Origin of the sequence: Pseudactinotalea sp. HY158 (assembly GCF_009660225.1) — a bacterium.
GTDB lineage: Bacteria > Actinomycetota > Actinomycetes > Actinomycetales > Beutenbergiaceae > HY158.
On the sequence record NZ_CP045920.1, the window covers coordinates 1,964,131 to 1,988,365 of the forward strand.

Annotated in this window: 18 protein-coding genes; 3 read left to right on the forward strand and 15 right to left on the reverse strand. The window is 72.7% G+C overall.

Annotated features, from left to right (window positions below; genetic code table 11):
• Positions 1-97: 97 nt before the first annotated feature.
• The 7 genes from GCE65_RS08675 to GCE65_RS08705 form a co-directional block, all read right to left on the reverse strand.
• Positions 98-691 (reverse strand): hypothetical protein, encoded by a 594-nt coding sequence (locus tag GCE65_RS08675; RefSeq protein WP_153878108.1) that lies wholly within the window; start codon positions 689-691, stop codon positions 98-100.
• Between the two features lie 31 nt (positions 692-722).
• On the reverse strand, positions 723-1,505 hold the full coding sequence (locus GCE65_RS08680) for a ComEA family DNA-binding protein (protein ID WP_153878109.1): 783 nt from the start codon (positions 1,503-1,505) through the stop codon (positions 723-725).
• 112 nt (positions 1,506-1,617) lie between these two features.
• Positions 1,618-2,841, reverse strand: a complete 1,224-nt coding sequence (locus GCE65_RS08685; protein WP_228759855.1) for a methyltransferase domain-containing protein — start codon at positions 2,839-2,841, stop codon at positions 1,618-1,620.
• A gap of 12 nt (positions 2,842-2,853) precedes the next feature.
• Positions 2,854-5,739, reverse strand: a complete 2,886-nt coding sequence (gene leuS, locus GCE65_RS08690; RefSeq protein ID WP_153878110.1) for a leucine--tRNA ligase — start codon at positions 5,737-5,739, stop codon at positions 2,854-2,856.
• 219 nt (positions 5,740-5,958) lie between these two features.
• Positions 5,959-6,504, reverse strand: coding sequence for a CE1759 family FMN reductase (locus GCE65_RS08695; RefSeq protein ID WP_194164977.1), 546 nt, complete (start codon positions 6,502-6,504; stop codon positions 5,959-5,961).
• Entirely contained in the window at positions 6,501-7,013 is a 513-nt protein-coding gene (locus GCE65_RS08700) for a MarR family winged helix-turn-helix transcriptional regulator (RefSeq protein ID WP_153878111.1), read from the reverse strand. The genes GCE65_RS08695 and GCE65_RS08700 overlap by 4 nt, the downstream gene beginning before the upstream one ends.
• Positions 7,010-8,173 (reverse strand): LLM class flavin-dependent oxidoreductase, encoded by a 1,164-nt coding sequence (locus GCE65_RS08705; RefSeq protein ID WP_153878112.1) that lies wholly within the window; start codon positions 8,171-8,173, stop codon positions 7,010-7,012. The genes GCE65_RS08700 and GCE65_RS08705 overlap by 4 nt, the downstream gene beginning before the upstream one ends.
• 357 nt (positions 8,174-8,530) lie before the next feature.
• Between GCE65_RS08705 and gndA the strand changes: the two genes are divergently transcribed.
• Entirely contained in the window at positions 8,531-9,964 is a 1,434-nt protein-coding gene (gene gndA / locus GCE65_RS08710) for an NADP-dependent phosphogluconate dehydrogenase (protein WP_153878113.1), read from the forward strand.
• Between the two features lie 10 nt (positions 9,965-9,974).
• Positions 9,975-10,925 carry an acyltransferase domain-containing protein gene (locus GCE65_RS08715; RefSeq protein WP_153878114.1) on the forward strand — a complete coding sequence of 317 codons (951 nt, stop codon included), beginning with the start codon at positions 9,975-9,977 and terminating at the stop codon, positions 10,923-10,925.
• Here GCE65_RS08715 and GCE65_RS08720 read toward each other — a convergent pair.
• The 6 genes from GCE65_RS08720 to GCE65_RS08745 form a co-directional block, all read right to left on the reverse strand.
• Entirely contained in the window at positions 10,918-11,571 is a 654-nt protein-coding gene (locus GCE65_RS08720; protein WP_152818552.1) for a vitamin K epoxide reductase family protein, read from the reverse strand. The two genes, GCE65_RS08715 and GCE65_RS08720, sit on opposite strands and share 8 nt — an antisense overlap.
• Before the next feature lie 62 nt (positions 11,572-11,633).
• On the reverse strand, positions 11,634-13,577 hold the full coding sequence (locus GCE65_RS08725) for a metallophosphoesterase (protein ID WP_153878115.1): 1,944 nt from the start codon (positions 13,575-13,577) through the stop codon (positions 11,634-11,636).
• Complete coding sequence (locus tag GCE65_RS08730; RefSeq protein WP_153878116.1) at positions 13,574-15,331, reverse strand: hypothetical protein; 1,758 nt, start codon at positions 15,329-15,331, stop codon at positions 13,574-13,576. Before GCE65_RS08730 ends, GCE65_RS08725 begins: the two co-directional genes overlap by 4 nt.
• Positions 15,332-15,375: 44 nt before the next feature.
• The gene (locus tag GCE65_RS08735) at positions 15,376-15,903 is read right to left on the reverse strand and encodes a hypothetical protein (RefSeq protein ID WP_153878117.1); all 528 of its coding nucleotides are present in this window, start codon (positions 15,901-15,903) and stop codon (positions 15,376-15,378) included.
• 62 nt (positions 15,904-15,965) lie between these two features.
• Positions 15,966-16,538, reverse strand: a complete 573-nt coding sequence (locus GCE65_RS16265; RefSeq protein WP_194928653.1) for a hypothetical protein — start codon at positions 16,536-16,538, stop codon at positions 15,966-15,968.
• A gap of 73 nt (positions 16,539-16,611) precedes the next feature.
• The gene (locus GCE65_RS08745) at positions 16,612-17,019 is read right to left on the reverse strand and encodes a Rieske (2Fe-2S) protein (protein ID WP_152818543.1); all 408 of its coding nucleotides are present in this window, start codon (positions 17,017-17,019) and stop codon (positions 16,612-16,614) included.
• 131 nt (positions 17,020-17,150) lie between these two features.
• On the opposite strand from GCE65_RS08745, the gene GCE65_RS08750 reads away from it, so the two are divergent.
• A complete protein-coding gene (locus GCE65_RS08750) occupies positions 17,151-17,741 on the forward strand; it encodes a DUF2249 domain-containing protein (protein WP_153878118.1) in 591 nt (196 codons plus the stop codon).
• Positions 17,742-17,837: 96 nt separating this feature from the next.
• On the opposite strand, the gene GCE65_RS08755 is transcribed toward GCE65_RS08750, so the two are convergent.
• Both GCE65_RS08755 and GCE65_RS08760 read right to left on the reverse strand, forming a co-directional pair.
• The gene (locus tag GCE65_RS08755; RefSeq protein ID WP_153878119.1) at positions 17,838-19,073 is read right to left on the reverse strand and encodes an NAD(P)/FAD-dependent oxidoreductase; all 1,236 of its coding nucleotides are present in this window, start codon (positions 19,071-19,073) and stop codon (positions 17,838-17,840) included.
• 172 nt (positions 19,074-19,245) lie between these two features.
• Entirely contained in the window at positions 19,246-24,168 is a 4,923-nt protein-coding gene (locus GCE65_RS08760) for a beta-galactosidase (protein WP_153878120.1), read from the reverse strand.
• Between the last annotated feature and the right edge of the window lie 67 nt (positions 24,169-24,235).

Genomic DNA, 24,235 nt, shown 5'->3' on the forward strand with positions numbered 1-24,235 from the left:
CTCGAGAACCAACCTGCGCGATATGGAAGGGGCAGGACGAGGGGAGGATTCTCTGGCGTACTGGCGAACCTAGTGAGGTGCGAGCCGACCACCAACGTTACCAACTGAGGTGGGTATGTATTACGCCTCTGACCGGGTGTAATACATTTGCGCACTTCGCTAGGTTGGACGATTTTTTATTGCCCGAGACGGCCGTCAGGTGGGTGAGGCTCGTGGTGCGCATCGCCTCCGCGATCCGGTCGGGCAGGGCCCGGTCCTCGCCGATCGCCACGCCGGGAACGAGCCCGCGCGCGAAGGGCGGCAGGTCGGCCACCTGCCTGCGCAGGCCCTCCCGGAGGCGGTCGACGCGGGCATCCAGGGCCGTCATCGGGGCGACCACCTCGGGCGGGCCGGCGAGGTCCACCTCGCGCACCTCGACCGACACGCCGTAGCTGCCGGGCCTGCTCCGCAGCTCCCGCGGCTCCGCCGCGATCCGGGCGTGTACGGTGCCCGAGACCCCCGCCAGCGGGGCCACGGCCCGCTCGCGGGCGATGACGGCGGCGCTGACGACCGCACCGCCGACGCTCGCGATCACGCAGGCGAGCAGCACGGTCATCCGGCTCCAGCCCACCCAGGCGGGCCGGTGCCGGGCCCGGGGCGGGCGCGGCCGGGCCACGAGCCGCAGGTCGACCGGGGTCAGCGCGACGGACATGGCCCGTCGCCCCCGCGCCGGAGTGGCCGCGTCACACCCGCACCCTCCCCTCGAGCTCGGCGAGGGTCGCCGGACCGATCCCGGGCACGGCCAGGAGGTCCGAGACGTCGCCGAACGGGCCGTGCGCCTCGCGCCACCCGAGGATCTTCGCGGCCGTGACCGGCCCGATCCCCGGCAGCGTCTCGAGCTGCGTGGCATCCGCGGTGTTGAGGTCGACGGGGCCCGCGGGCGCCGCTCCCCCGCTTCCGCCCTCGCCCCCGAGGGCGGCCGGCGGCGCCCCCTCCTCCCGCGTGGGCACGTAGATCTGCTCGCCGTCGCGCGCCGGGGCGGCGAGGTTGACTGCGTCCAGTGCCGCTTCGGGCAGGCTCCCGCCCGCGGCGGTCAGCGCATCGGCGATCCGTGCCCCGGCCGGCAGCGTGACGAGCCCCGGCTCGAGCACCGCTCCGGCGACGTGGACGATGAGCTCGCCCGTGTCGCCCGTGTCGCCCGTGTCGCCCGGTCTCTGGTCGGGCGGCCCACCGGCTCCCTGGTCGGGCGGCCCACCGGCTCCGGGCTCGTGCGCGTTCGCGGACCCGCCGGTCCGGTCCGCGGGATCCGGCCCCGCCGCGTCGTCGACCCCGGCCGCCGCCGGGAGGGGCGGACGCTGGATCTGCCCCGGCGGGGGCCGCAGCAGGAGCCAGCCGGTGACCGCGAGCCCGACGGCCAGCAGCACGACCCCGGCCTTGATGGCGATGCCCGGCCGGGTCGCCCACCAGAGGCGGGACCTGGCGCGCGCGGGGCGAGCTGCGTCGTCCGCAGGCTCGAATGGATCCATGCGCGCCACGCTAGGCGCCGCGGCCGCCCGGCACCCGGGCCGGGTCGCGGGCTGTGGACGACGGTCCATCACGGGCCGCGCTGTGGATCCTCCTCGCGGCGGGCGGCGCGGCTCAGGCGGCGCGGCGCAGGAGCACGAGCACCTCGCTGTGGGCCGTGTGCGGGAACATCTCGAAGAGCCGGGCCCGCACGGGGCGCAGCTGCGGCATGCGGGCCAGGTCGCGGGCGAGGCTGGCCGGATTGCAGGAGGAGTAGAGCACGGCGCCGGTGCTCGAGGCGTCGAGCCAGGAGGCCAGGGCGGTGCCGATGCCGCGCCGGGGCGGGTTGACGATGACCAGGTCGGGCCCGGCCGGCTGCTCGATGGCCCAGCTCGTGGCGTCGGCGACCTCGAAGCGGGCCCGCAGGCCGGCGGACCGTGCGGTGAGGCGGGCGGAGTCGACGGCCTCGCGGCTCGTCTCGACCCCGACCACCTCCCGGGACGGGTCGGCCCGGGCGACATGCAGCCCGAACGGCCCGACCCCGCAGTACAGGTCCCAGACGCTTTGGGCCGCGCCGGCCCAGTCCGCGCCCTGGCGGTAGAGCTCGGCCGCGACGGCGGGGTTGGTCTGCAGGAAGCTGCGCGGGCGCACGTGGAACGTCAGCCCGCCGAGGTCGACGGGCAGGGTGGCGGCCTCGGTCAGGACGATCTCCCGCTCCCCCTCGAGGGTGGCCGCGTGGGCGGGATGGAGGTTGGCGGAGACGACCTCCAGGCCGGGGATGCGCTCGAGCAGGGCGGGCAGGTGCTCGCGGATCCGGGGCAGCGCGGCCTCGGAGCGGAGCACGAACCGGAGCATGAGGCGCCCCGCCGAGTCCTCGCCGCGGCCGAGCGTGAGGAGCACGTGCTTGAGCTCGCCGCGGCGCCGGTCCACCCGATAGGGCGGGAGGGCGGCCCGGGTGATGAACCAGGCGACGTGTTCGAGGGCGGCCGTGAGCTCGGGCGGATAGAGCGGGCAGTCGCGCAGATCGGCCGGCGCCGTGCCGGGCGCCCCCGGCAGCCCGAGGACCGGGCGCTCGGAGGTGCCGGTCACGACCATCTTCGCCTTGGTGCGAAAGCCCCCGGCGGCCGAGCGGACCGGCGCCGACCACTCGATCCCGGGATCGGGGAGCAGGCCGCGCAGCCGCCGCATCGCCCGGGAGCCCTGTTCGTCCGGCTCGAGCGGCAGCAGCGTGCACGAGCGGCACTCGTCGCGCCGGAAGTGCGCGCACTCGAGCGCGAGCGGGCCGTCGTAGGGCTCCCCCGGGATCACGGGCACGGTCGGCATGCGCGCCGGCGACCCGTCGGTCGCCGCCTCACCCACTCGCCTACTCGACTATTCGCCCGGCACGATGTTGACGAGCTTGGGCGCGCGCACGATGACCTTGCGGATACCGCGCCCGTCGAGCACCCGGGCGACCGCCGCCGAGGCCCGCGCGGCCGCCTCGAGCTCGTCGGCCGAGATGTCCGGGGAGACCTCGAGCCGGTCGCGCACCTTGCCGGCGACCTGGACGACGCACGTGACCGTCTCGTCCACGAGCTTCGCCTCGTCCGCCGTGGGGAAGGGCTCGTAGGTGAGCGTCTCGGCGTGGCCGAGTCGGCTCCACAGCTCCTCGGCGATGTGCGGGGCCACCGGGGCGGTCATGACGAGCAGCGCCTCGACCGCCGCGCGGGGCACCCGGTCCAGGCCGGTGAGGTGGTTGTTGAGCACGATGAGGCGGGCGATGGCCGTGTTCGGGCGCATCGCCTCGTACTCGACCCGGACATCGGCGATGGTGCGGGCGAGCACCCGGGCGGTGCCGTCGTCCATCGGCTCATCGGCCACGGTGACCTCACCGCTCTCCTCCGAGACGACGTTGCGCCACAGCCGCTGCAGGAAGCGGTGCGCGCCGACGACGGCGCGGGTCTCCCACGGCCGCGACAGGTCGAGCGGGCCCATGCTCATCTCGTACACCCGGAAGGTGTCGGCGCCGTACTCGGCGTACATCTGGTCCGGGGTGACCATGTTCTTGAGGGACTTGCCCATCTTCCCGTACTCGCGGGTCACCGGCGCGCCGTCGTGGGTGTAGGTCGGGTTCCCGTCGTCGCCGGGATGCTCGACGACCTCCTCCGCGGGCACGTACGCACCGCGGGCGTCGGTGAAGGCGTAGGCCTGGATGTAGCCCTGGTTGAAGAGCTTGTGGAACGGCTCGACCGAGGAGACGTGGCCGAGGTCGTAGAGCACCTTGTGCCAGAACCGGGCGTAGAGCAGGTGGAGCACGGCGTGTTCGACGCCGCCGACGTACAGGTCCGCCCCGCCGGTGCTCGAGGTGCCGTCCGGCAGGGTGCGCGGTCCCATCCAGTACTGCTCGAGGCCCGGGTCGACGGCGAACGACTCGTTGTCCGGGTCGAGGTAGCGCAGCTCGTACCAGCACGAACCCGCCCAGTTGGGCATCGTGTTCGTGTCGCGCCGGTAGGTCTTCGGGCCCTCCCCCAGGTCGAGTTCGACCTCGACCCAGTCGCCGGCCCGGCCGAGCGGTGCCTCCGGTTCGGAGGTGACGTCGTCGTCGTCGTAGGACTTCGGGCTGAAGTCGGGCATCTCGGGCAGCGTGACCGGGAGCAGCTCCTCCGGCAGCGGCACGACCCGCCCGTCGGAGTCGTAGACGACAGGGAACGGCTCGCCCCAGTAGCGCTGCCGGGAGAAGAGCCAGTCGCGCAGGCGATAGGTGACCGTGCCCTCCCCCAGGTCGTGCTGGTCGAGCCAGTCGATGATCGCGGTCTTGGCGGAGGCGACGTCGAGGCCGTCGAGCGACAGGTCGGCGTTCGCGGAGTTGATCGTGGCGCCCTCGCCGGTGTAGGCGCCACCGGTGAAGCCCTCCGGGGGCTGCACGGTGCGCACGATCGGCAGGTCGAACGCCGTGGCGAACTCCCAGTCGCGCTCGTCCTGAGCCGGCACGGCCATGATGGCTCCCGTGCCGTAGCCCATGAGCACGTAGTCGGCGATGAACACGGGCAGGGGCGCGCCGTTCACGGGGTTCGTGGCGAAGACGCCGCTGAACACCCCGGTCTTGTCGCGCTCGGCGTTCGTCCGCTCCGCCTCCGTCCGGGCGGCGGCCTGGGCCCGATAGGCGGCCACCGCGGCCGCCGGGGTGGCCTCGCCGCCCGTCCAGGAGTCCTTCGTGCCCTCGGGCCACGCCGCGGGCACGAGCGCGTCGAGGGCGGGGTGCTCGGGCGCCAGCACCATGAACGTCGCGCCGAAGAGCGTGTCGGGGCGGGTGGTGAAGACGTCGACCGCCTGGGTTCCCTCGTCGAGGGTGAAGGTGACGGTCGCACCGGCGGACCGGCCCACCCAATTGCGCTGCATCGCCTTGACCTTCTCGGGCCAGTCGAGGCGGTCGAGGTCGGCCACGAGCCGGTCGCCGTAGGCGGTGATGCGCATCATCCACTGGCGCAGGTTGCGCTTGAACACCGGGAAGTTGCCGCGCTCCGAGCGCCCGTCGGCGGTCACCTCCTCGTTCGCCAGCACCGTGCCCAGTCCCGGGCACCAGTTCACCGGCACGTCGGCCACGTACGCGAGTCGGTAGTGACCCAGCGCCTCCTCCCGCTCCGCCGGGGTCAGGTCGCCCCAGGAGCGCGCCGCGAACGGCTCGGGCAACGTGACGACGCCCGCGGCGAACCGGTCGATCAGGGTGCCGATGGGGCGGGCGGCCCCGGCGCTGCCGTCCGGGGCGACGGCGTCCGGGTCGAACCACGAGTCGAAGATCTGCAGGAAGATCCACTGGGTCCAGCGCACGTAGTCGTCGTCGGTCGTGGCGAAGGAGCGCCGGTCGTCGTGCGCCAGCCCGAGCCGGCGCAGCTGCTCCCGCATGACCGCGATGTTCTCCTCGGTGGTCGTGCGCGGGTGCTGACCGGTCTGGATCGCGTACTGCTCGGCGGGCAGGCCGAACGCGTCGTAGGCGAGCGCGTGCAGCACGTTGACGCCGGTCATGCGCTTATAGCGGCCCACGACGTCCGTGGCGATGTACCCGAGCGGGTGTCCCACGTGCAGCCCCTTGCCCGAGGGGTAGGGGAACATGTCGAGCAGGTAGAACTTCTCGGGCAGGTCGCCGGCGCCGCCCACGTCCGGGTTCGCCGTGTGGAACGTGCCGTCCCGCTCCCACCGCCGCTGCCACGCTCGCTCGATCTCACCCGCCAGCTCGGCGGTGTAGCGGAAGGGGGGCACCTCGGGGGTGGTCGTGGTCATCGCTCTTTCCTCGGTCTACTGGGGCCACTGGGCCGATGGACACGTGGGCTCTCATGACGACGACCCCTCACCCAGACGTGAGAGGTCGTCCGCGCTGACGCGGCGTCGTTCCGCTTCGGCTCAGCGCGGGCAGCTCAGGAGGGCCCGCGTTTCCACCCGCACAGCCTAGCGCACCGGCGGGTCGCGCCCCGGGGCCCACACCAGCCGCGGGGGCCCGGTTCAGCCCCGCAGGGTCGCCCGGGCGGGCAGGAGGTCGGCGGCCTGGGCCACGGCGCGGCGGGCACGATCGGCGAGTTCGGGGGTGGGCAGGCCGGCGGCCGCCCAGTCCTCCTCCGCGGCATAGATCGCGGTGGGCACGACGAGCGCTCCGAAGTAGGAGAACAGCGGCCGCATGGCCTGGTCGATCACGAGCTGGTGGCGCGCCGATCCGCCGGTCGCGCCGAGGATCACGGGCTTGCCCTTCATCGCGACCGGGTCCACGAGGTCCCAGAACGCCTTGAACAGTCCGGCGTAGGACCCGCGGAACACCGGCGAGGCGGTGATGATCAGGTCGGCCTGTTCGACGGCCCGCAGCGCCCGGTCGAGCCGTTCGCTCGGCAGCCCGAGGAGGGTCGCGTCGGGGAGGTCGCCCGCGAGGTCTCGCAGTTCGAGCCGGGTGAGGTCCGCGCCGTCCAGCTCCTCGGCCGCGCGCGCGAGCAGGTCGGTCAGGGCGGTCGTGGTGGAGGGGTATCCGAACCCTCCGGAGAGTGAGACGACGGAAGTCATGAGGCATCCTCCCATGCGGTGCGATCGGGGCGGTCGGCGTGGTCGGGGACGGCGAGGGCGTCGGTCAGTCGCGTGCACAGCGCCTGCAGCAGCCGCGCCTCGCGCTCGCTCAGCGGGGCCAGCCGGGCCGTGATCGAGCGGACGTGCCGGCGTCCCAGCTCGCGTTGGAGCGCGCGCCCGCGCGGCGTGAGGACGACGACGATCGCCCGTCCGTCCCGGGCGTCGGGTTCGCGCCGGGTCAGGCCGGCGGCGGTGAGCCGGTCGACCAGGCGCGAGATGCCCGGCTGGGAGACGAGGGCGCCGGTGACGAGCTCGCGCATCGCCAGCCGGCCGCCGGGCGAGCCGGCGAGGCGGAAGAGCACGTCGTACTCGCGGGCGGAGAGCGGGTCGAAGTCTCCCCCGGCCTCGAAGCCGGCCATGAGGGCGGCCTGGGTGCGCAGCAGCGCCTCCCAGGCCGCGCTCGCGGCGCGGGGCGTCGGCGGCCGGTCGAGGCCGGTGGCCACGCTCACGACGACGCCGCGGGGTCGAATGCGCGGCCGGTCACGGTGTCCCGGACCGGCTGCCGCGGCTCCCCGATCGCGGCGGCGGTGCCCGGCGCGGCCCGGCGGGACTCGACGAGGGAGGCGTGCGTCGGCGCGTCCGGGACGTGGGCGGGCCGGTCCTTCGCGAACTCGGCGCGCAGGGTCGGCAGGATCTCGCCCAGCTCGTCCAGCTGCTCGAGCACGACCCGCAGCGGCAGGCCCGCATGATCGATGAGGAAGAGCTGTCGCTGGTAGTCCCCGAAGTGGTCGCGGAACGTCAGCGTGCGGTCGACGACCTCCTGCGGGGACCCGACCGTGAGCGGGGTGGCCTCGGTGAACTCCTCGAGCGAGGGGCCGCCGCCGTAGACGGGCGCGTTGTCGAAGTAGGGACGGAACTCGTTCACGGCGTCCTGGGAGTTCTTGCGGATGAAGATCTGCCCGCCGAGGCCGACGATCGCCTGGTCGGCGCTGCCGTGACCGTAGTGTTCGTAGCGCTCGCGGTAGAGCCGGATGAGCGACTGGAAGTGCTCGGTGGGCCAGAAGATGTGGTTCGCGAAGAAGCCGTCGCCGTAGTAGGCGGCCAACTCGGCGATCTGCGGGCTGCGGATGGAGCCGTGCCACACGAAGGGGGCGACGCCGTCCAAAGGCCGTGGCGTCGAGGTGAACTGCTGGAGCGGGGTGCGGAAGCGCCCCTCCCACGTGACCACGTCCTCCTCCCAGAGGCGGCGCAGCAGCGCGTAGTTCTCGATCGCGAGCGGGATGCCCTGCCGGATGTCCTTGCCGAACCACGGGTAGACGGGCGCGGTGTTGCCCCGGCCCATCATGAGGTCGACGCGGCCGTCGGCCAGGTGCTGGAGCATCGCGTAGTCCTCGGCGATCTTCACCGGGTCGTTCGTGGTGATGAGCGTGGTCGAGGTGGTGAGCAGCAGCCTCGAGGTCTGCGCCGCGATGTAGCCGAGCATCGTCGTGGGCGAGCTCGGCACGAAGGGTGGATTGTGGTGTTCGCCCGTAGCGAACACGTCGAGGCCCACGTCCTCGGCATGTCTCGCGATCGCGACCATCGCCTTGATCCGCTCGCGCTCGGTCGGCGTGCGACCGGTCGTCGGGTCCGTGGTGACGTCCCCGACCGTGAAGATTCCGAACTGCATCTCTACCGACTCCCAAGTTCTATGCGTGTGCATACATCACAACAAGGTAGTTGAAGATTCATTCCCGCTGTGACCGGCGTCATGGCCACGCCCGCGACCAGGCGGGCCGGCACCCGAGTCACCGGCTGTTGCCAGCTGTTGTCAGCCGGTGTCGGCTGTTGCCGACCACGGCCGGCCGGTGCCCGCTCGCGACTCCCACGCGGCGCCCGCCGGGGCCTGCACGGGCCTCGACGGGCCTCCTGCGGCCGCCGCGCCGGCTCGTGCGGCGGTCCCGGACGGTGGTCCGCCTCGCCGCGGCACGGCGCGGACCGGTAGGTTCGGTCGAGGAACTGCCGCATCGAAGGGACCCAGAGAAGAATGAGCACTGTCGGAACCGCCCACGTCGGGGTGATCGGCCTCGCGGTCATGGGGCGCAACCTCGCCCGGAACATCGCGAGCCACGGCCACACGGTCGCGCTGTACAACCGCACCCAGGCCCGCACGGACGACCTCATGGCCTCCCACGGGGACGAGGGATCCTTCGTGCCGGCCGCCGAACTGGCCGAGTTCGTGGCGAGCCTCGAGCGCCCGCGCCGGATCATCATCATGGTCCAGGCCGGTCCGGCCACCGACGCCACGATCGACTCCCTCATCCCGCTGCTCGAGGAGGGCGACATCGTCGTCGACGGCGGGAACGCCCACTACGAGGACACCCGTCGCCGGGAGCAGGCACTGCGCACGCGCGGCCTGCACTTCGTGGGCGCCGGCATCTCCGGCGGCGAGGAGGGCGCGCTCAACGGGCCCTCGATCATGCCCGGCGGATCGCTCGAGTCGTATGCGGCGCTCGGCCCCATCCTCGAGGACATCGCCGCCCGCTACGACGGTGAGCCGTGCTGCGCCCACATGGGCCCCGACGGCGCCGGCCACTTCGTCAAGATGGTGCACAACGGCATCGAGTACGCCGACATGCAGTTCATCGCCGAGGCCTACGACCTGCTGCGGGCCGCGGGCCTGAGCGTCGCCGAGATCTCGGAGGCGTTCCGCGAGTGGAACACCGGCGACCTCGACTCCTTCCTCATCGAGATCACCTCGACCGTGCTCGACCAGCTCGACCCGCGCACGGGCGCCCCGCTCGTCGACGTGGTCGTGGACGCGGCCGGCCAGAAGGGCACCGGCACGTGGACCGTGCAGAGCGCCCTCGGTCTCGGTGTGCCGGTCAACACGATCGGCGAATCGGTCTTCGCCCGCGCGGTCTCCAGCCACCCCGACCTGCGGGCCGCCGGCCGGGAGCACCTGAGCGGGCCCGACCGCCGGGTCGAGCGCACCGACTCCCTCGTCGAGGACGTGCGCCAGGCGCTGTGGGCGTCCAAGGTCGTCGCCTACGCCCAGGGGCTCGACCAGATCCGCACCGCCTCCCTCGAGTACGGCTGGGACATCGACGTGGCCGAGGTGGCCAAGATCTGGCGGGCCGGCTGCATCATCCGGGCGCGCCTGCTCGAGCGCATCCGGTCCGAGTACGCCGGCGGGAACCTGCCGACCCTGCTCGCCGCGCCGAGCATCGTCACCGGCCTCACGGCCGCGCAGGACGGCTGGCGCCGGGTCGTCGCCACCGCGGCCATCGCGGGCGTGCCCGCCCCGGGCTTCGGTGCGGCCCTGTCCTATTACGACTCGGTGCGCGCCGAGCGCCTGCCCGCCTCGCTCATCCAGGGCCTGCGGGACTTCTTCGGCGCCCACACGTATCGGCGGGTGGACGACGAGGGGTCCTTCCACATCGAGTGGACCGCCGACCGCAGCGAGAGCCGCATCTCCTGACCCGCAACCGATGACCGAGCGACCGATCGAGGTGTTCCCACCCGCTCCGGCGTCCGCGCCCCGCGCGCTGACGCCGGAGCGGGTGCGCTCCCGCCTGGCCGATCCGGCCCTGTGGGATCGGCTCGGCTTCTATCCCGAGGACCGCGCCGAGCTGGACCGCCTGCTCGAGGCGATCGGGCCGGCCGACCTCGACCGGGTCGCCGCCGCGACCGGCCCGGTCCTCGGGCTCATCGGCGACCGGCTCGGCCCACAGGCCAAGGACTTCTTCGACGTCCTGCCCGACGAGCCCGGCCGGCCCCGCGGACTCCTGCCGCTGCTGGCCCTCGCCGTCACGTCGCCGGAGGTGCACGCCTACGGCCGCCGGCTCGGCCTCTCCGCGGAGGTCGCGGCGAGCGGCCTGCGCGACCTGGGCCAGCAGGTGCACGTGCACCGCCTCGTCACGGGCTCCTTCGGCCTGCACACCCAATGGTGGCTCACGGTCGCCTGGTCGGGCACCCTGTGGTGGCTCGGCCGGCTGCAGTTCAACGTCGTCCGCTACGACGGCCGCCTCCACCTCTCGGCGCACATCCCCCAGACGGGCCCGCTCACCGGGGTGCAGGAGTCGTTCGACCAGGCGCGCGAGCTGGCCGCCGGACCGCTCGCAGGGCTCGACCTGGCCGGATTCCATTGCGATTCCTGGCTGCTCGACCCGAACCTGTCCGAGGCGCTCGAGGGCCGGGGGAACATCGCCGCGTTCCAGCGCCTGTGGCAGCTACGGGAGGAGTCCCGGCCGGCGGACGGCGACGCGATCTTCTTCACGTTCCGCACCCGCGAGCAGGTGGGCCCGGAGCAGCTGGCCCGGCTGCCGCAGCGCACCTCCCTCGAGCGGGCCGTGGTCGGGCGGCTCCGGGCGGGCCGGCACTGGTCCTCCCGCGTCGGGGTCATCCGCCCGCTCCGACGGGCGACGCCGCCGGTCACATGACCGCGAGGAGCGCCTCACCGAGCACGAGCAGGATCGCGGCCGCGACCACGAGGTACCACAGCACGACGATGATCCAGCGGTTGCGCACGAGCTGACGGGCCACCCCGGCGGAGAAGCCGAGCGCCCCCGCCTCGCCGGCGCGGGCGACGATGTGCACGAACAGCGGGATCATCACGGCCCAGATGACGAGGCAGTAGGGGCACAGGCCCGACAGCACGAACAGCGCCTGATACTGCAGCCAGGTCACGAACCCGATCCCGAAGAGTCCGCCGACCACGGCGCCACGCCAGATCCACCGGGGCAGTTCGACCCGGCTGAGCAGCAGCATCGCGAGCGTGATCACCACCGGGAAGGCGGCCACCCCGACGACGACGTTGGGGATCGCGAAGGCCGAGGCCGCGTCGCTGTCGAGGAACAGGCCGCAGCCGATCATCGGGTTGATGTCGCAGGCGGCGACGTAGTCCTGGCCGAACACGAGCCGGTTGATGTAGTCGATCGCCAGCGAGGCCGAGGCCCACAGGCCCAGGAGCCCGGTGATGAGGGCGACCCAGCCGAACTCCCGGCCGCCCGGCGCCCGGGTGGGGACCTGGTCGTCGATCGGGTCCAGCGGGCCGGCCGTCGCGGGGCTCGGGTGTGTGTCGCTCACTCGCGGTTCCTCTCCTGTCGGCCCCGGTGCGGGCCCTGTCCGGTCAGCCTAGTCCGCCCCGCTCAGCTCCACGGACCCTGCCCGGGGGCCGGCCACTCGAGTTCGACCTCGTGGTCGGGCCGGGCGGGGAAGGCGAACCACGGGGACAGGTCGACGCTCTGATCCGGGTCGGCGATGATCGTGCGGAAGCTCAGGGGCGTGTGGGTGGCACGGTCCCAGCGCATCACCGTGATCGTCGCGGGCGCGTTCAGGGGTCCGATCGTGGGCACCTTGTACGTGGCCCCGCCCGAGGACGAGCTGACGTACTGCACGCCGAGCCCCCGCTGCCACGGTCCGATCCGGCGGTGGTAGTGGCCGGCGAGGGCCAGCGGCACGCAGCCGCTCTTGAGCGCGGCCTCCGTGCCCCGGGGGTTGTGCATGAGGAGCATGTCGACCGGGTCGCCGCCCGCCGCCAGCTCGCACGCCTCGTCGCGGAGCCGGTCGCCGATCTCCGGGATCGTCTCCGGCCCCACCTGGCGGGTCGGCGCGCCGAGGGAGGTGAGGGTGGGGTCCGTGTCGCCGAGGAAGCGGATCCCCTCGATCACGACCGGCTTGCCGTCGAGCACGGTCCATCCGTGGCCGCGTTCCTGGTCGGCCGTCACGTCCGAGTCGTGGTTGCCGTCGGCCACGACCACCGGCAGGTCCCCGAAGCCGTCGGCGAAGGCGTTGACGCAGATCGCCTCGACGGCGGTGCCGCCCATGACCGTGTCCCCGAGGTTGACGATGAGGTCGGCCTCCGCCTCCTGGGCGGCGGCTCCGATGACCTTGCCCATCCCCACGTTGCAGTGCAGGTCGGAGACGATGACGATCGTGGCGACGTCCTCCTCGTCCACGGCGCGGATCCCGTCCGGCCCGGCCGTGCCCGGCGGCGTCTCCTCGTCACCGGTCCGGTCGCCGTCCCCGCTGCCGTCGGCGGCGCCCGTGGGACCGCCGAGGTCGTCGCCCGTGGGCTCCGGCGTGGCGGTGGGCGTCGACGCCGCCCCCGAGGGGGCCTCGGAGGCTCCGTCTCCGGGTGCCGGGCTCGCGTCCGGGCTCATCGTCGGAGCCGGCAGCGGCGGGGTCCGCGGGGCGTGCGGGGCGGAATCGGCGGCGTAGGCGTCGCGCAGGTTCGCCTCGACCACGTCGTAGAACTCCGAATTCTTGTTGATCGCGTCGATGACGACCTGCCCGTAGTGGTCGATCAGCTCGCCGAGCCGGCCGGTGATCCGGGCGTCGGCCAGCGGCGTGTTCGCGAGGACCGAGGACGTGTGCCCCACGCCGGCGGAACCCTTCGTCACCGAGACCGCCGGCGCGACGGCCAGGGCGAGGACGAGGCCGATGGTCACGGCCCGGATGTCGGGGCGACGCCAGGCCGAGGCGACGGCGTTGCGGAACAGGCCGTGCGCCGTCAGTCGGCTGAGCATGATGACCGTGAGCAGGATCGACCAGTAGAGGAACGTGCGCAGCACCGCGTTCGAGGCGAGCCCGAACGCGGCGGTGCGGATCGTCGTGGCCGGGTCGGTGAAGAACTGCACGTAGCTGTTCAGGTCCTCGGTGAGCCCCGCGATCGCGTCCCCCGGGCCGGCGGGCACCTCCTCCCCGCCGATCGAGAGCTCGTCGGGGATCCGCTCGACGAGCACGTCGACACCGAGGCCGAGCGGGAGCGGGGAGTCGAGGATGAGCGATCCGAGCGGGCCCATGTTCACGGTGATCTCGTGGTTGAGCGTCATCGAGTACTCGGCGATGTGGGGCCCGAGCGAGCCCTCGTGGTCGGCCGTGAGCACCCCGCCCACGACCGCCACGAGGCCCGTGACGACGAAGGCGATGCTCGCCCGGATCGAGCGCCGGGCCCACGGGTGCAGCCGCACCCACCAGCTGTGCTGCTCGGCCTCCGCGGGGATGTCAGGGACGTCGGTCCCGTCCGTGCCGTTCTTGCCGTCGGTGCCGTTCTTGCCGGCCTTCCCCTCGGGGGCGGATGGCGCGGTCATCGCCGGCTCACCCAGTCGGGCACGGGCGAGAGCAGGTCGGCGACCTCGGCCGGACCGACCGGGGGGTCGGACTTCGCGGGGATCGTGACCCCCCAGGCCAGGCCGGCGGGGGCCTCCGCGCGGACGGCCCGCCAGGCCTTGCCGCGCGCCTCGGCGTCGCCGCCGACGTCGACGTTGATGAGGACGGGGATCCGCGGGTCGTCGGTGATGAGGATCCCCCGGTGGCGCACCTGCCCGGCGGTGGACTCGCTCACGCTCACGAGCTTCTGGGGCAGGTCGTGGGCGGCCACGAAGGCGCTCAGGTAGGAGATGAGGTCGTTCACCTCGCCGGCGTCGACCGACCCCTCCCGGTCGCGGGCCCGCGCGTCGGTCTCGTACCGCCAGCCCGGCTCGAGCCGCACGCCCACGTTCGGGTGGGCGAGCAGGGTCTCGTATTCGCGGACCTGGTCCAGGAACGAGTATCGTCCCGGCTGGAATGCGAGCAGCACGAGCACCCCGGCCTGCTCGGCCCGCTCGATCCACGGCTCGATGTCGGCGGCGGGCCACATGTGGCTGTACTTTCCGTGGGTCCCGGGCTCCTCGCTCGCCACGGTCACGAGGATCTCCACGGCCGGCACGACCCGGTCGTCCCAGGCGGCGGTGTAGGCCGCCGCGTCGCCGATGACCCGGGTCATCGTGGCCGCGGCGTCCTGCGCGCCGAGGGTGCCGAGCTTGTCGGTCTGGATGCTGCCGTAGAGGCTCACGTAGCGGATCGACGAGTCCCCGGATCCGAAGATCAGCTGTCCGCCGCCGGGGAGTTGCACGCCCGTGCGGACGGCATCCAGCACCACGTCGAGCTCCGCGCGCGGCATCGACCACGTCCCCAGGGCGACGAGGCTCGTGACCGCCGATTCGCCCAGCGCGCCGATGAGGTCGGCGTCGCCGCGCAGTGGTTCGCTGCCCACGAGCAGCCGGGCGCCGGCCCCGGCCGCCGTGCCCGCGGCCGCCACGAGGACCGGCTCGTCGCGAGTGATGACGACGGCCCCCGCGAGCGGCTCGGCGGCGAGGGTCTCGGGCATCGACCCGTAGGCGTCCGGGCCGGCGCCGGCCTCCGGGGCGGCGAACACCTCGTCCTCGCCGAGACGTGCGAGCGCCTGGACGGCGTCCTCGGGCTCGGGTGGCGCCACGGAGGTCACCTCGCGTCCGAGGAGGGCGCCGAGGGCCTCGTCGTCGCCGGGGTCGGGCGCGACGATGAGCGCGGTCGTGTCGACGTCCGCGAGGCTCACGGCCCCGACGGTCAGCACCGCCCGGGTGCCCAGCCGCACGAGTTCGGTGTTGAGTTCCCCCGGGGTGGCGGTGTCGGACGGCGTCGTGGATTCACCCGGCGCCGGGGTGAGCAGCACCGGCACTCCGGCGACCGCTCCGATCGAGGCGGCACGCAGGATGGCCCCGGGCTCGTCGACCGGGGCGAGCACCACGACCTGGGCGGCCTCGAAGTAGGACTGGGACGCGGCGAGGGCGAGCTCGGCCGGATCGCTGCCCGAGATCCGTTCGGACTCTGGTTCGTGGGTGACCGAGATGCTGCGGACCGCGTGGCTCACCCCCGGTTCGGGGTCGAGCGTGACCCCGCCCGAACAGCCCGCCACGAGGAGGGCCATGCCGGTGAGCAGGGAGGTGAGCAGGGCGAGGGTCGCGCCCGGGCGCCGCCTCGCCGGCCGGGCGCGCGACCGGCGGCGCCGTGGCAGGTGCCGTCGGTCGGTCGCGGGGCTTGCCATGACCCCAGGGTAACCGGCTCGCGATCCGGGCCGGGACCCGGCGCTCACGCGCCGTCCGTGCTCGCCTCGGACCGGCCGCGATTCACCCACAGGTAGCGGCCGCCCCCGGCGAGGAGGGCCGCGACGACGACGCCCACGAGGGTGCCGACGGTGAAGCCGGGCGCGGTGATGCGCAGCACGACGTCGGCCCGGGCGAGCGGCGCGGTGAGCCCGGTCGCGATGAGCAGGGTGAGCAGGTTGGGTGCCGCGAGCACGGCGGTCGCGACCACGAGCCCGATCACGAGGCCGCGCCGTTCCGGGCGGTGCCGGCTGCGCAGGGCGAGCGCCGCCGTGGCCACGGCGGCCAGGGTGAACACGATCCCGAATCCGACCCCGTGCCACGAGGCCGCCGTGCCGTGGGTCATCGAACCGACGACGCGGGCCCATCCGGCCGGGAGCAGGAAGTAGAGCACGAGCCCGAGCGCGAGGATCGCGAGCACGATGAGCAGGAGCAGGGTGCTGCGGCGCATCCAGCGCGGGGGCCGAGGGTCCGTCGCCGTGACGCTGCGGTCGGGCTCGGCTACTGGTTCCATGCCGCTATCGTGCCGCACGCGAGCCCCGGCGGGCCAGCCTCCCCGCCCGGCCGGGCCCGGCCTCAGTCGGTCCGATCGGCGGCCCGGTCGGCCCGGTCGAGGGCCGCGCCCACGAAGAAGTCGATCGCGAGCCTGCCCACCGTGGCGACCACCGCCGCCAGGGACACACCCTTGAGGAGCACCGCGATCCCACTGAGCACGTTGCTCGCGCCCCCGTAGAGGCCGCCGAGCGAGAAGTTCGCGATCGCGCTGAGCACCGCGGCCAGCGCGACGAGGCCCGAGAACACGGCGACGGCGAGCCAGGCGGCCTTGCCGAGTCGCACCGGGTCCTCGAACAGCGACGGGCCGCTCGGGGCCGCCGGCTGATACGCGGGATATCCGGCGCCCTGCTGATACTGCTGACTCTGCTGATACTGCTGGCCCTGTTGGTATTGCTCGGGCTGCTGGTACTGCTGCTGGGGGTACTGCTGGTAGTGGTCTGCCTGCTGATAGTGCCCGGGCGCCGCGGCACTCGGCACGCTCGGCGGAACCTGTCCGGTGTAGCCGCCGGGCGCGGGCGCGGACTCCCCGAACCCACCGGCCGACCCGAACGGCGGTTCCCCCTGCGGGCCCGCGGGTGGCTGAAACTGGCTCATGTGCGCTCCTTCGTCATTCTCCTCGGGCCGGCACAGCCGTGCCGCCCCGGGTTCACTGTACGACCCGCGCCGCTCAGGCGGTCACGACGTTCCCGCCGGTGACGGCGACCGTGATCTCCGGCAGCGGGTCGACCGCCGGCCCCTCGAGGACGTCGCCGGTGAAGGTCTCGAACTCCGAATGGTGGCACGGGCACATGAGGACCTGCGGTTCCCCGTCGATCGGGGCCACCTCGCAGCCCTGGTGGGTGCAGATCGCACTCACGGCCACGACGGTGCCCTCGGACGGACGGCCCACGACGATCGGCGAGCCCCCTTCGGGCGTCACCGTGACGGATCCCCCGACGGGCACGTCCGCCAGGGGCGTGAGCACGATCCCCGGCTCGAGCGCCGTCGATTCGCCGCTGCACGCCCCGAGCAGGGTCACGCCCGCGATCACTCCGGCACCCGCGAGAACCTGACGCCTGCACACCTGCGAAGACATGCCCCCATCGTAGGCGAGCCTCGTCGGCCCGCACGCCGTCCGGCCCGCGAGCTGTCCGCCTCGGCAGCGGCGCCCCGGCGCGGACGGGCATGATGGAGCCACCCGCCGGCCACCGCAGAATCGGAGCACGAATGACCTCCTACGAGCTCGACGCCCGCGTGATCCCCCACGCCGACCGGCACTCGACCATCCTCGCCACGTTCGATGCGCTCGCGGTGCAGGAGTCGTTCGTCCTCGTCAACGATCACGATCCCGTTCCGCTGCGCGGCCTGTTCGAACGCGAGTATCCGCGCGGCTACGACTGGGAGTACCTGGACGAGGCCCCCGAATGGCGGATCCGGATCACGATGCTCGCGGCTACGCCGCTGCCGCGGCTGCTGGCCGATACCGCCGACCTGGCCGGGCCCACGGCGGAGGCGGACCTGTTCGGGGCGGTCTGGCGGCTCGACGTGGCCGAACGCGACCTGGACGCCAACGTCATCGCGATCGCGCCGGAGGGCAGGATCGCCACCCACGCCGGCCCCGACCTCGACGTGCTCCTGCACGTGATCGCCGGTTCGGGCAGGGTCGTCACCGAGCGCGACGTGGTGCCGCTCGGCCCGGGCGGCCTCGTGTGGCTTCCCCGCCGCTCGCAGCGTTCCATCGAGGCCGGCCCGGACGGATTGCGCTACCTCTCGGTGCATCGGCGCAAGCCCGGCCTGAGCATCCGATCCACGCGCTGACCGGCCGCCGTCCGTCCGCCGCCGTCCGCTCAGGCGCCGGCTCGGGCCCGGTGGGCCGGCCCCGGTGGCCGGCCCCGGTGTGTCGGGTCAGGCGGATCAGGCCAGGTCGGCGAGGCCGATGCCGTCGTCGGCGAGCCGGCCGGGCTCGATCCGTCGCCCGATGAGCGCCCGCAGGTCGTCGTTCACGTCCCAGATGTTCACGTTCATCGCCGCGGTGACGACGCCCTCTCGCAGCCAGAACGCGATGAACTCCCCCGCCGCCTCGGCCGCGGTGAGGTCCCCGCGGACCACGAGGATGTCGCTGCCGCTTCCCAGGCCCACGTACTCCATGCCGAGGTTGTACTGGTCGGTGAAGAAATACGGCTGCCAGTCGTAGGTCGCGTTCTCGCCGAGGATGACCCTGCCGGCGAGGGTGCCGTGCCGGATCGCGTTGTCCCAGTGCTCGACGCGCAGGCGCTCCCCGCGCAGGCTGTTGTGGGCGTTGGCCACGTCGCCGATCGCGAGCACGGCCGGATCGCTCGTGACCAGGTGCTCGTCGGTCAGCACGCCGCCGTCGACGTCGAGACCGGCGGCGGAGGCGAGCTCCGTGTTCGGCACGGCGCCGATTCCCACGAGCACGACGTCCGCGGGCAGTTCCTCACCCGAGTCGAGGCGCACGCCCGTGGCCCGGCCCTCGGTGGTGACGATCTCCACGACGCTCGCCCGGGTGCGCAGGTCCACGCCGTGGGCGCGGTGCAGGCCGGCGAAGTGATCGCCGAGCACGGACCCGAGGATCCGGCCGAGCGGGGCCTCGCCGGCCTCGAGCACGGTGACGGACGCGCCGGCGAGCACCGCCGCGGCCGCGACCTCGAGCCCGATCCAGCCGCCGCCGACGATGACGACCCGGGCACCCGTCGTCAGCACGTCCCGCAGGCGCTTCGAGTCGGCCATCCGCCGCAACATGAACACGCCGTCGGCGTCGGCGCCGGGGACGGGCAGCGCGCGGGCGTGGGCCCCCGTGGCGAGCACGAGCCGTCCGTAACCCACGGTGGCACCGGAGGTCAGCCGGACGGTGCGGGCGGCGCGATCGATCGCGACCGCGGCGTCGTCCAGGTGCAGCGCGATCCCGGCCTCCCGGTACCAGGCCTCGTCGTGGACGTAGGCGTCGGCATAATCGGCGGTGCCCTGGAGCGCCTCCTTCGACAGCGGCGGGCGCTCGTAGGGCCGCTCCCCCTCGTCGCCGATGAGCGTGATCGGCCCGGTGTAGCCGCCGCCGGTGAGGGTCGATGCGACGTGCGCGGCCGCCAGCCCCGCTCCGACGATCACTGTTCCGCTGCCGGACTCCTCGGACATCGTGGCCTCCTTCGCCCGTGCGGCCCGGCCCCGGTGGCCGCCCCGCACGATTGTCATCGTACGCCGAGGCCTCCGACATCGGCCCCGATCATGGACGACGGCCGCTCCCCTCCCGTGGGAGGGTCGCGGCCGTCGTCGGTTGCGTGGGTCGGGTGCCGACCCGTCCGGTGCCTCAGTCGCGGGCGATCCGGGTCCGGCGTCGCTGCACGAGCAGGAGGCCGGCCGCGAGCAGTCCCGCCATGAGGCCGAGCGCGCCAAGCCCGACCCCGGTCGAGGGCAGGCCGCCGGAACCACCCGGCCCGTCCGCGCTGCCAGAGCTGCCCGCGTCGGAACCGCCAGAGCTGCCCGCGTCGGAACCATCGGCCCCGCCAGAGCTGCCGGTGTCGGAACCATCGGCCCCGCCAGAGCTGCCGGCGTCGGAACCAGCGGAGCCGTCCGAACCGTCGGACCCACCCGTGCTGCCGGCGTCGGAACCATCAGAGCCGTCGGACCCACCCGTGCTGCCGGCGTCGGAGCCATCGGAGCCGTCCGACCCGTCGGAACCAGCCGAACTATCCGCGTCGGAACCGTCCGAGCCATCCGAACCGTCGGTGTCACCACCGGCGTCCGTGTCACCACCCGAGTCGGTGTCACCGCCCGCGTCCGTGTCACCACCGGCGTCCGTGTCACCACCGGCGTCCGTGTCACCACCGGCGTCCGTGTCACCACCGGCGTCCGTGTCACCACCCGAGTCGCTGTCACCGCCGGCGTCCGTGTCACCACCCGAGTCGGTGCCGCCGTCGCCGACGACGATCCGCCCGTCCTCCACGATCACCGTGAAGGTGCGCTGGGCGAGGTGCGCCCCGCCGACGAGTTCTGTGGCCGTGGCGGTGACCGTGTAGTCGCCGTCGGCGGTGTAGTCGTGGACGGCGGCGAAGGACTCGGGCGCGAGCGTCTCGGACTCGGTGCCGTCGCCCCAGTCGACCACGACGCCCGTGAGCGCGTCGCCGGCGAGTTCGGGAACGATCAGGGATCCGCTCACCCGGGCGGTCGCCGTCCGGTCGTCGGCGGTGAGGTCGGCTGCGAGCTCGTAGGCCGCGAGTTCGGGCGCCGCGTTCTCGACCGCCGGCATCCCGCCGGTCATGTTCCCGACCTGTACGAGGTCGATCGAGTCCGGACCGGCCCCGGTGGCCTCCGCCGTGACGGCGATGGCGATCTCATTCTCCCCGGTCATGTCGAGGAATCCGGAGGGGATGGTGAACCGGGACTGCGGGCCCACGTAGCCCACCCACGTGCCGATGTTCCAGCCGTTGACGAACATGACCGTGCGCGAAGCGTCGGTGCGCTGGGCGAACGTCGGACCGAAGTCGGTGGCGTTCACATCGAGGGCGAAGGAGGTGTCCTGCCCGGCCGGCACGTCGAGCTCGAAGGAGGTCCGATACCAGGCCACGCCCGGCTTGCTCGCGTGCAGCGTCGTGGTCTGCGCCCACGCCTCGTCGTCGTACCCGGGCAGGTACCAGCCCGCCCGCTCGCCGTAGAGGCCGCCGTTGTTGTACAGCGTGCGCGCGCTGTCGATCGGATCGTCGACGTCGCGGGCCCCCTGGATCTTCCAGGTGACCGGTCCGTCGTTGTTCAGGCGCGCGTTCCAGAGCCCGCGGTTCTGCTTGGAGAGGCCGTTGTCACTCCAGTCCAGGTTCTGGCCCTGGTTGCGCACGAGCACCGAGACCACCACGTCCTCGCCCGGGGTGACCGCCCCGTCGGGAACGTCGAAGGTCTTGTCCCGGCCCTCGGCCATGGCCGCACCGGCGTACTCGCCGTTGATCCACACGAGCATGGAGGCGGAGTTGCGCCCGTGACCGGGCCCGCCCGTGGCACCGTTCCCGTTGAGCGTGATCGTCTCCGACGTGCCGGCGGTGTAGTGCGCCCGGTACCAGACGTCGCCCTCGAAGAAGTGGTAGAAATTCGAGTCGAGCACCACCCCCGTGTCGGGTCCGGGACCCTGCTGGGGGTTGAGGGGCGCGGCGGCGTCGGCGATGACCCAGTCCGAGTCGTCGAATGCGACGGTCGCCTCGGGATTCTCCTCGGCGACGCGCCAGGTCTCGAGCACGGGGGTGTCGACGGGCTCGGGCCCGGGCACCCCGCCGGTGAGCGCGCCGCCCTCGCCCGCGCCGGCGCCGGCGAGTTCCGCGCCGTTCCACGTGACCGAGGTGATCCCCTCGGGCACGTAGACCTCCACGTCGCCGGCAGCGGTCATCGAGCCGGTCAGATGCGCGACCTCCCCGTCGAAGGTGACCGTGCGCACGAGGTGCGCGCCGAACACCTCCACCGTGGCGTTGCCGTCGCCGCGGGCTCCCGAGACCTGCCACATGCCGCCCATCTCGTCGCGGTCGGTCACGCGCAGCAGCAGCGGTTCGTCCGTGCCCTCGGCCGCGATCCGATAGAGCGCCGCGGCGTGGGTGTAGTTGAGCCGGAGGGTGCCGTCGGCCTCGTTCCAGGTGACCTGGGGCTCACCGCCCTCGAGGGTGGTGACCTCGGGTCGGGCGGCGTAGTGGAGCACGGTCTCGCCGTCGTCGCCGGCGTAGCCGTCGAGGGTGAGCAGGCGGCCGCCGGCCGTCGGGATGTTCCCGACCGGCTGGGAGGTCGTGTAGTAGAGCTCGTGCTCGCCGACGCGGTAGTCGGCGACCATCGCCAGGGCGTCGCGCCCGTGCAGGGTGAGGTGGGTGCCCTCCTGCTGCGGGATCCGCTCGAAGTAGGGGGCCTCGCCGGCACCGGGGGCCTCGGACTCCTCGTCGCCGGTGAGCACGTTGAACGCGTCGATCGAGACGAACGTGCCCTGCGAGCCGGGGTCCTTCTCCCCGGTCACGGTGATCCGGATCGTGTGCTCGCCCTCGCTCAGGCCGGCGCGCTCGAAGGCGACGACCTGCTTGGAGGCGTTCTGGGGGCCGTTGAACGTGTTCGTCCTGTCCACGACCTCGCCGTCGATCGAGACCTCGCCGTAGCCGTGGTTGATCGACTGCGGCGCGATGACCTGGATGCCCGTTCCCGTGAACGAGTACTCGACGTAGTCCCCGGTGACGTCCGAGAACGTCTCGGTGCCGAGGTGGTTCCCGCAGGCCCAGTTCTTCGTCTCGCAGTCGGCGCTCTCCCAGCCGTCTCCCGAGTACTCGAGGATGTCCGCCTGGGTGTCGTCGACCGTGAACTTCGCGGGGGTGATCTCGAACGCGTCGACGGAGATGTTGATGCCGGGCTCGACGTTGCCGTCGGGGCAGCCGATCTCGCCGCGGGAGACCACCTTGATCGTGTGTTCGACGCGGGGATCGAGCTCGTCGGAGACGAACGAGGTGACCTGGTACTCGGACGTGTAGTCGTTCGAGGCGATGCACGTGTTCGTCTCGCCCACCAGGTCGCCGTCGATGAAGACGTCGGCGTAGCCGTGGTTGTTCGACCTCGAGGAGATGAGCGCGATCTTCGAGCCCGTGAACGTCAGCTCGGCCGCGGCGTCCCCGGCCATGCCGTAGGACTCGTCGCCCTCGACCGATCCGGAGGTCCAGTCCTTCCCGGCATCGTGGGACCACGTGCCGGTGTAGACCACGCGGGGATCGGCGTCGTTGACGACCTCGGTCGAGCCCGCCCGCTCGCCCTCGTTCAGGTCGATCGAGGTGGTGAAGGTCGTCTCGGTCGTGTTGTTCGAGTCGTTCAGGCGGAAGCCGAGGAACTGGGTGCCCAGGCCGGTGACCGAGGTGTCGAGGTCCTCGGTGGCCCGGCGCTCGTAGGCGTTCACCGGGGCACCGGCGGCGACGTCCACCGCCGGGTCGGCCGCCGGGCTCATCGACGTGAGCTGCGGCACGGCCTCGATGAAGTAGCCGAGCTCGCGCTGGGCGGTGAACTTGTCGGTGAGCTGGCGGTCCTCGGTCAGCGCCGCGCCGTAGTCGTAGGAGGTGTATCCCGACGACGGGGAACCGGTCCAGCCCCAGTTCGTGCCGCCGAAGGCCATGTAGTAGTTGAACGCGGTGACGCCGTTGGCGATGTTGTTCACGCCGTACTGGCGCACGAAGCTCGGGTCGGTGAACTCGTAGCACCGGTCGAAGGTGAAGTCCGCTCCCCACGGGGTGAACGCGCCGCCCTGGGCCTCGGTGATGAAGTTCGGCCCCTCGGTCGTGATGGTGCGCAGCCCGGCCTCGAAGTCGGACAGGCCGCGTCGTCCGGCCGAGCAGGTGAAGCCCAGCGGGTAGTTGTCGTAGGCGTAGAAGTCCAGGCCCATGTCCTGGGCCGCGCCCGGCTTGGCGGGGTTGTACCGCCCGCCCATGCCGTAGTCGTTGTGGAAGACGGGCACGGTGATGCCGTCGGCGCGGACCTGCTTCGTGAGCTCGGCCATGAACTCCACGCGCTTGGGATTCTCGTCGAGCATCTCGTTCTCGACCTGATACAGCAGGATCGAGCCGCCGCCGTCGGTCACCTGGTGGGTCGCGGCGATCTCGTCGAAGGCCTCGATCCAGTCGAGGGAGTCCTCGAGGTTCGCGTTCGTGCGCAGTCCGGGGTTGCCGCCGTCGTTCGGGGTGTTCGTCAGATAGGCCGGCAGGCCGCCCATCGAGATCTCCGCGTTGACGTAGGGGCCGGGGCGCGCGATGACGTACAGACCCTCCTCGGCCGCCATCGAGAGGAGTCGGTCGATGTCCTTGACGCCGGAGAAGTCGAACTCCCCGCCGGAGGTGGTCTGGTGGTATCCCCAGAAGAAGTAGAGGGAGACCGCGTTGAAGCCGTTCGCGCGGACCTTCTGGAAGAGGTCACGCCAGTGCTCCGGGCTCGGCAGTCGCCAGTAGTGGAACTCTCCGGACCAGACGTTCAGGCGTTCGCCGTCGACCATGAAGGAGTGGGAGTCGAACGTGACCTCGTGGGGCCGGCCGTCGTTGCCCGGGAAGATCTGGGAGCCCGGGATCGCCGCGGCCGCGGAGTCGGCCGGTCCGACCTCGGCCGGTGCGGAGTCGGCCCGAGCGGGATCGGCGCCGGTCACGACACCGGCGGCGAGCAGGGCGGCCGCACCGAGCCCGGCGAGCGGGCGCGTGGCCCACGCCCACGAGCGGCCCGGACGGGCACCTGATGGGTGGAGGAGTGACATGTGCGAGCGGTTTCCTTCCTCGGAACGGCGCGACCTCACAGCAGCGGAAGTGCACAGGGACCTACAC

Coding starts and splice junctions, on each gene's coding strand:
- GCE65_RS08675 (WP_153878108.1), bottom strand. CDS start 691: ATGTCCGTCGCGCTGACCCCGGTCGACCTGCGGCTCGTGGCCCGGCCG.
- GCE65_RS08680 (WP_153878109.1), bottom strand. CDS start 1,505: ATGGATCCATTCGAGCCTGCGGACGACGCAGCTCGCCCCGCGCGCGCC.
- leuS (WP_153878110.1), bottom strand. CDS start 5,739: ATGACCACGACCACCCCCGAGGTGCCCCCCTTCCGCTACACCGCCGAG.
- GCE65_RS08695 (WP_194164977.1), bottom strand. CDS start 6,504: ATGACTTCCGTCGTCTCACTCTCCGGAGGGTTCGGATACCCCTCCACC.
- GCE65_RS08705 (WP_153878112.1), bottom strand. CDS start 8,173: ATGCAGTTCGGAATCTTCACGGTCGGGGACGTCACCACGGACCCGACG.
- gndA (WP_153878113.1), top strand. CDS start 8,531: ATGAGCACTGTCGGAACCGCCCACGTCGGGGTGATCGGCCTCGCGGTC.
- GCE65_RS08715 (WP_153878114.1), top strand. CDS start 9,975: ATGACCGAGCGACCGATCGAGGTGTTCCCACCCGCTCCGGCGTCCGCG.
- GCE65_RS08725 (WP_153878115.1), bottom strand. CDS start 13,577: ATGACCGCGCCATCCGCCCCCGAGGGGAAGGCCGGCAAGAACGGCACC.
- GCE65_RS08730 (WP_153878116.1), bottom strand. CDS start 15,331: ATGGCAAGCCCCGCGACCGACCGACGGCACCTGCCACGGCGCCGCCGG.
- GCE65_RS08735 (WP_153878117.1), bottom strand. CDS start 15,903: ATGGAACCAGTAGCCGAGCCCGACCGCAGCGTCACGGCGACGGACCCT.
- GCE65_RS16265 (WP_194928653.1), bottom strand. CDS start 16,538: ATGAGCCAGTTTCAGCCACCCGCGGGCCCGCAGGGGGAACCGCCGTTC.
- GCE65_RS08745 (WP_152818543.1), bottom strand. CDS start 17,019: ATGTCTTCGCAGGTGTGCAGGCGTCAGGTTCTCGCGGGTGCCGGAGTG.
- GCE65_RS08750 (WP_153878118.1), top strand. CDS start 17,151: ATGACCTCCTACGAGCTCGACGCCCGCGTGATCCCCCACGCCGACCGG.
- GCE65_RS08755 (WP_153878119.1), bottom strand. CDS start 19,073: ATGTCCGAGGAGTCCGGCAGCGGAACAGTGATCGTCGGAGCGGGGCTG.
- GCE65_RS08760 (WP_153878120.1), bottom strand. CDS start 24,168: ATGTCACTCCTCCACCCATCAGGTGCCCGTCCGGGCCGCTCGTGGGCG.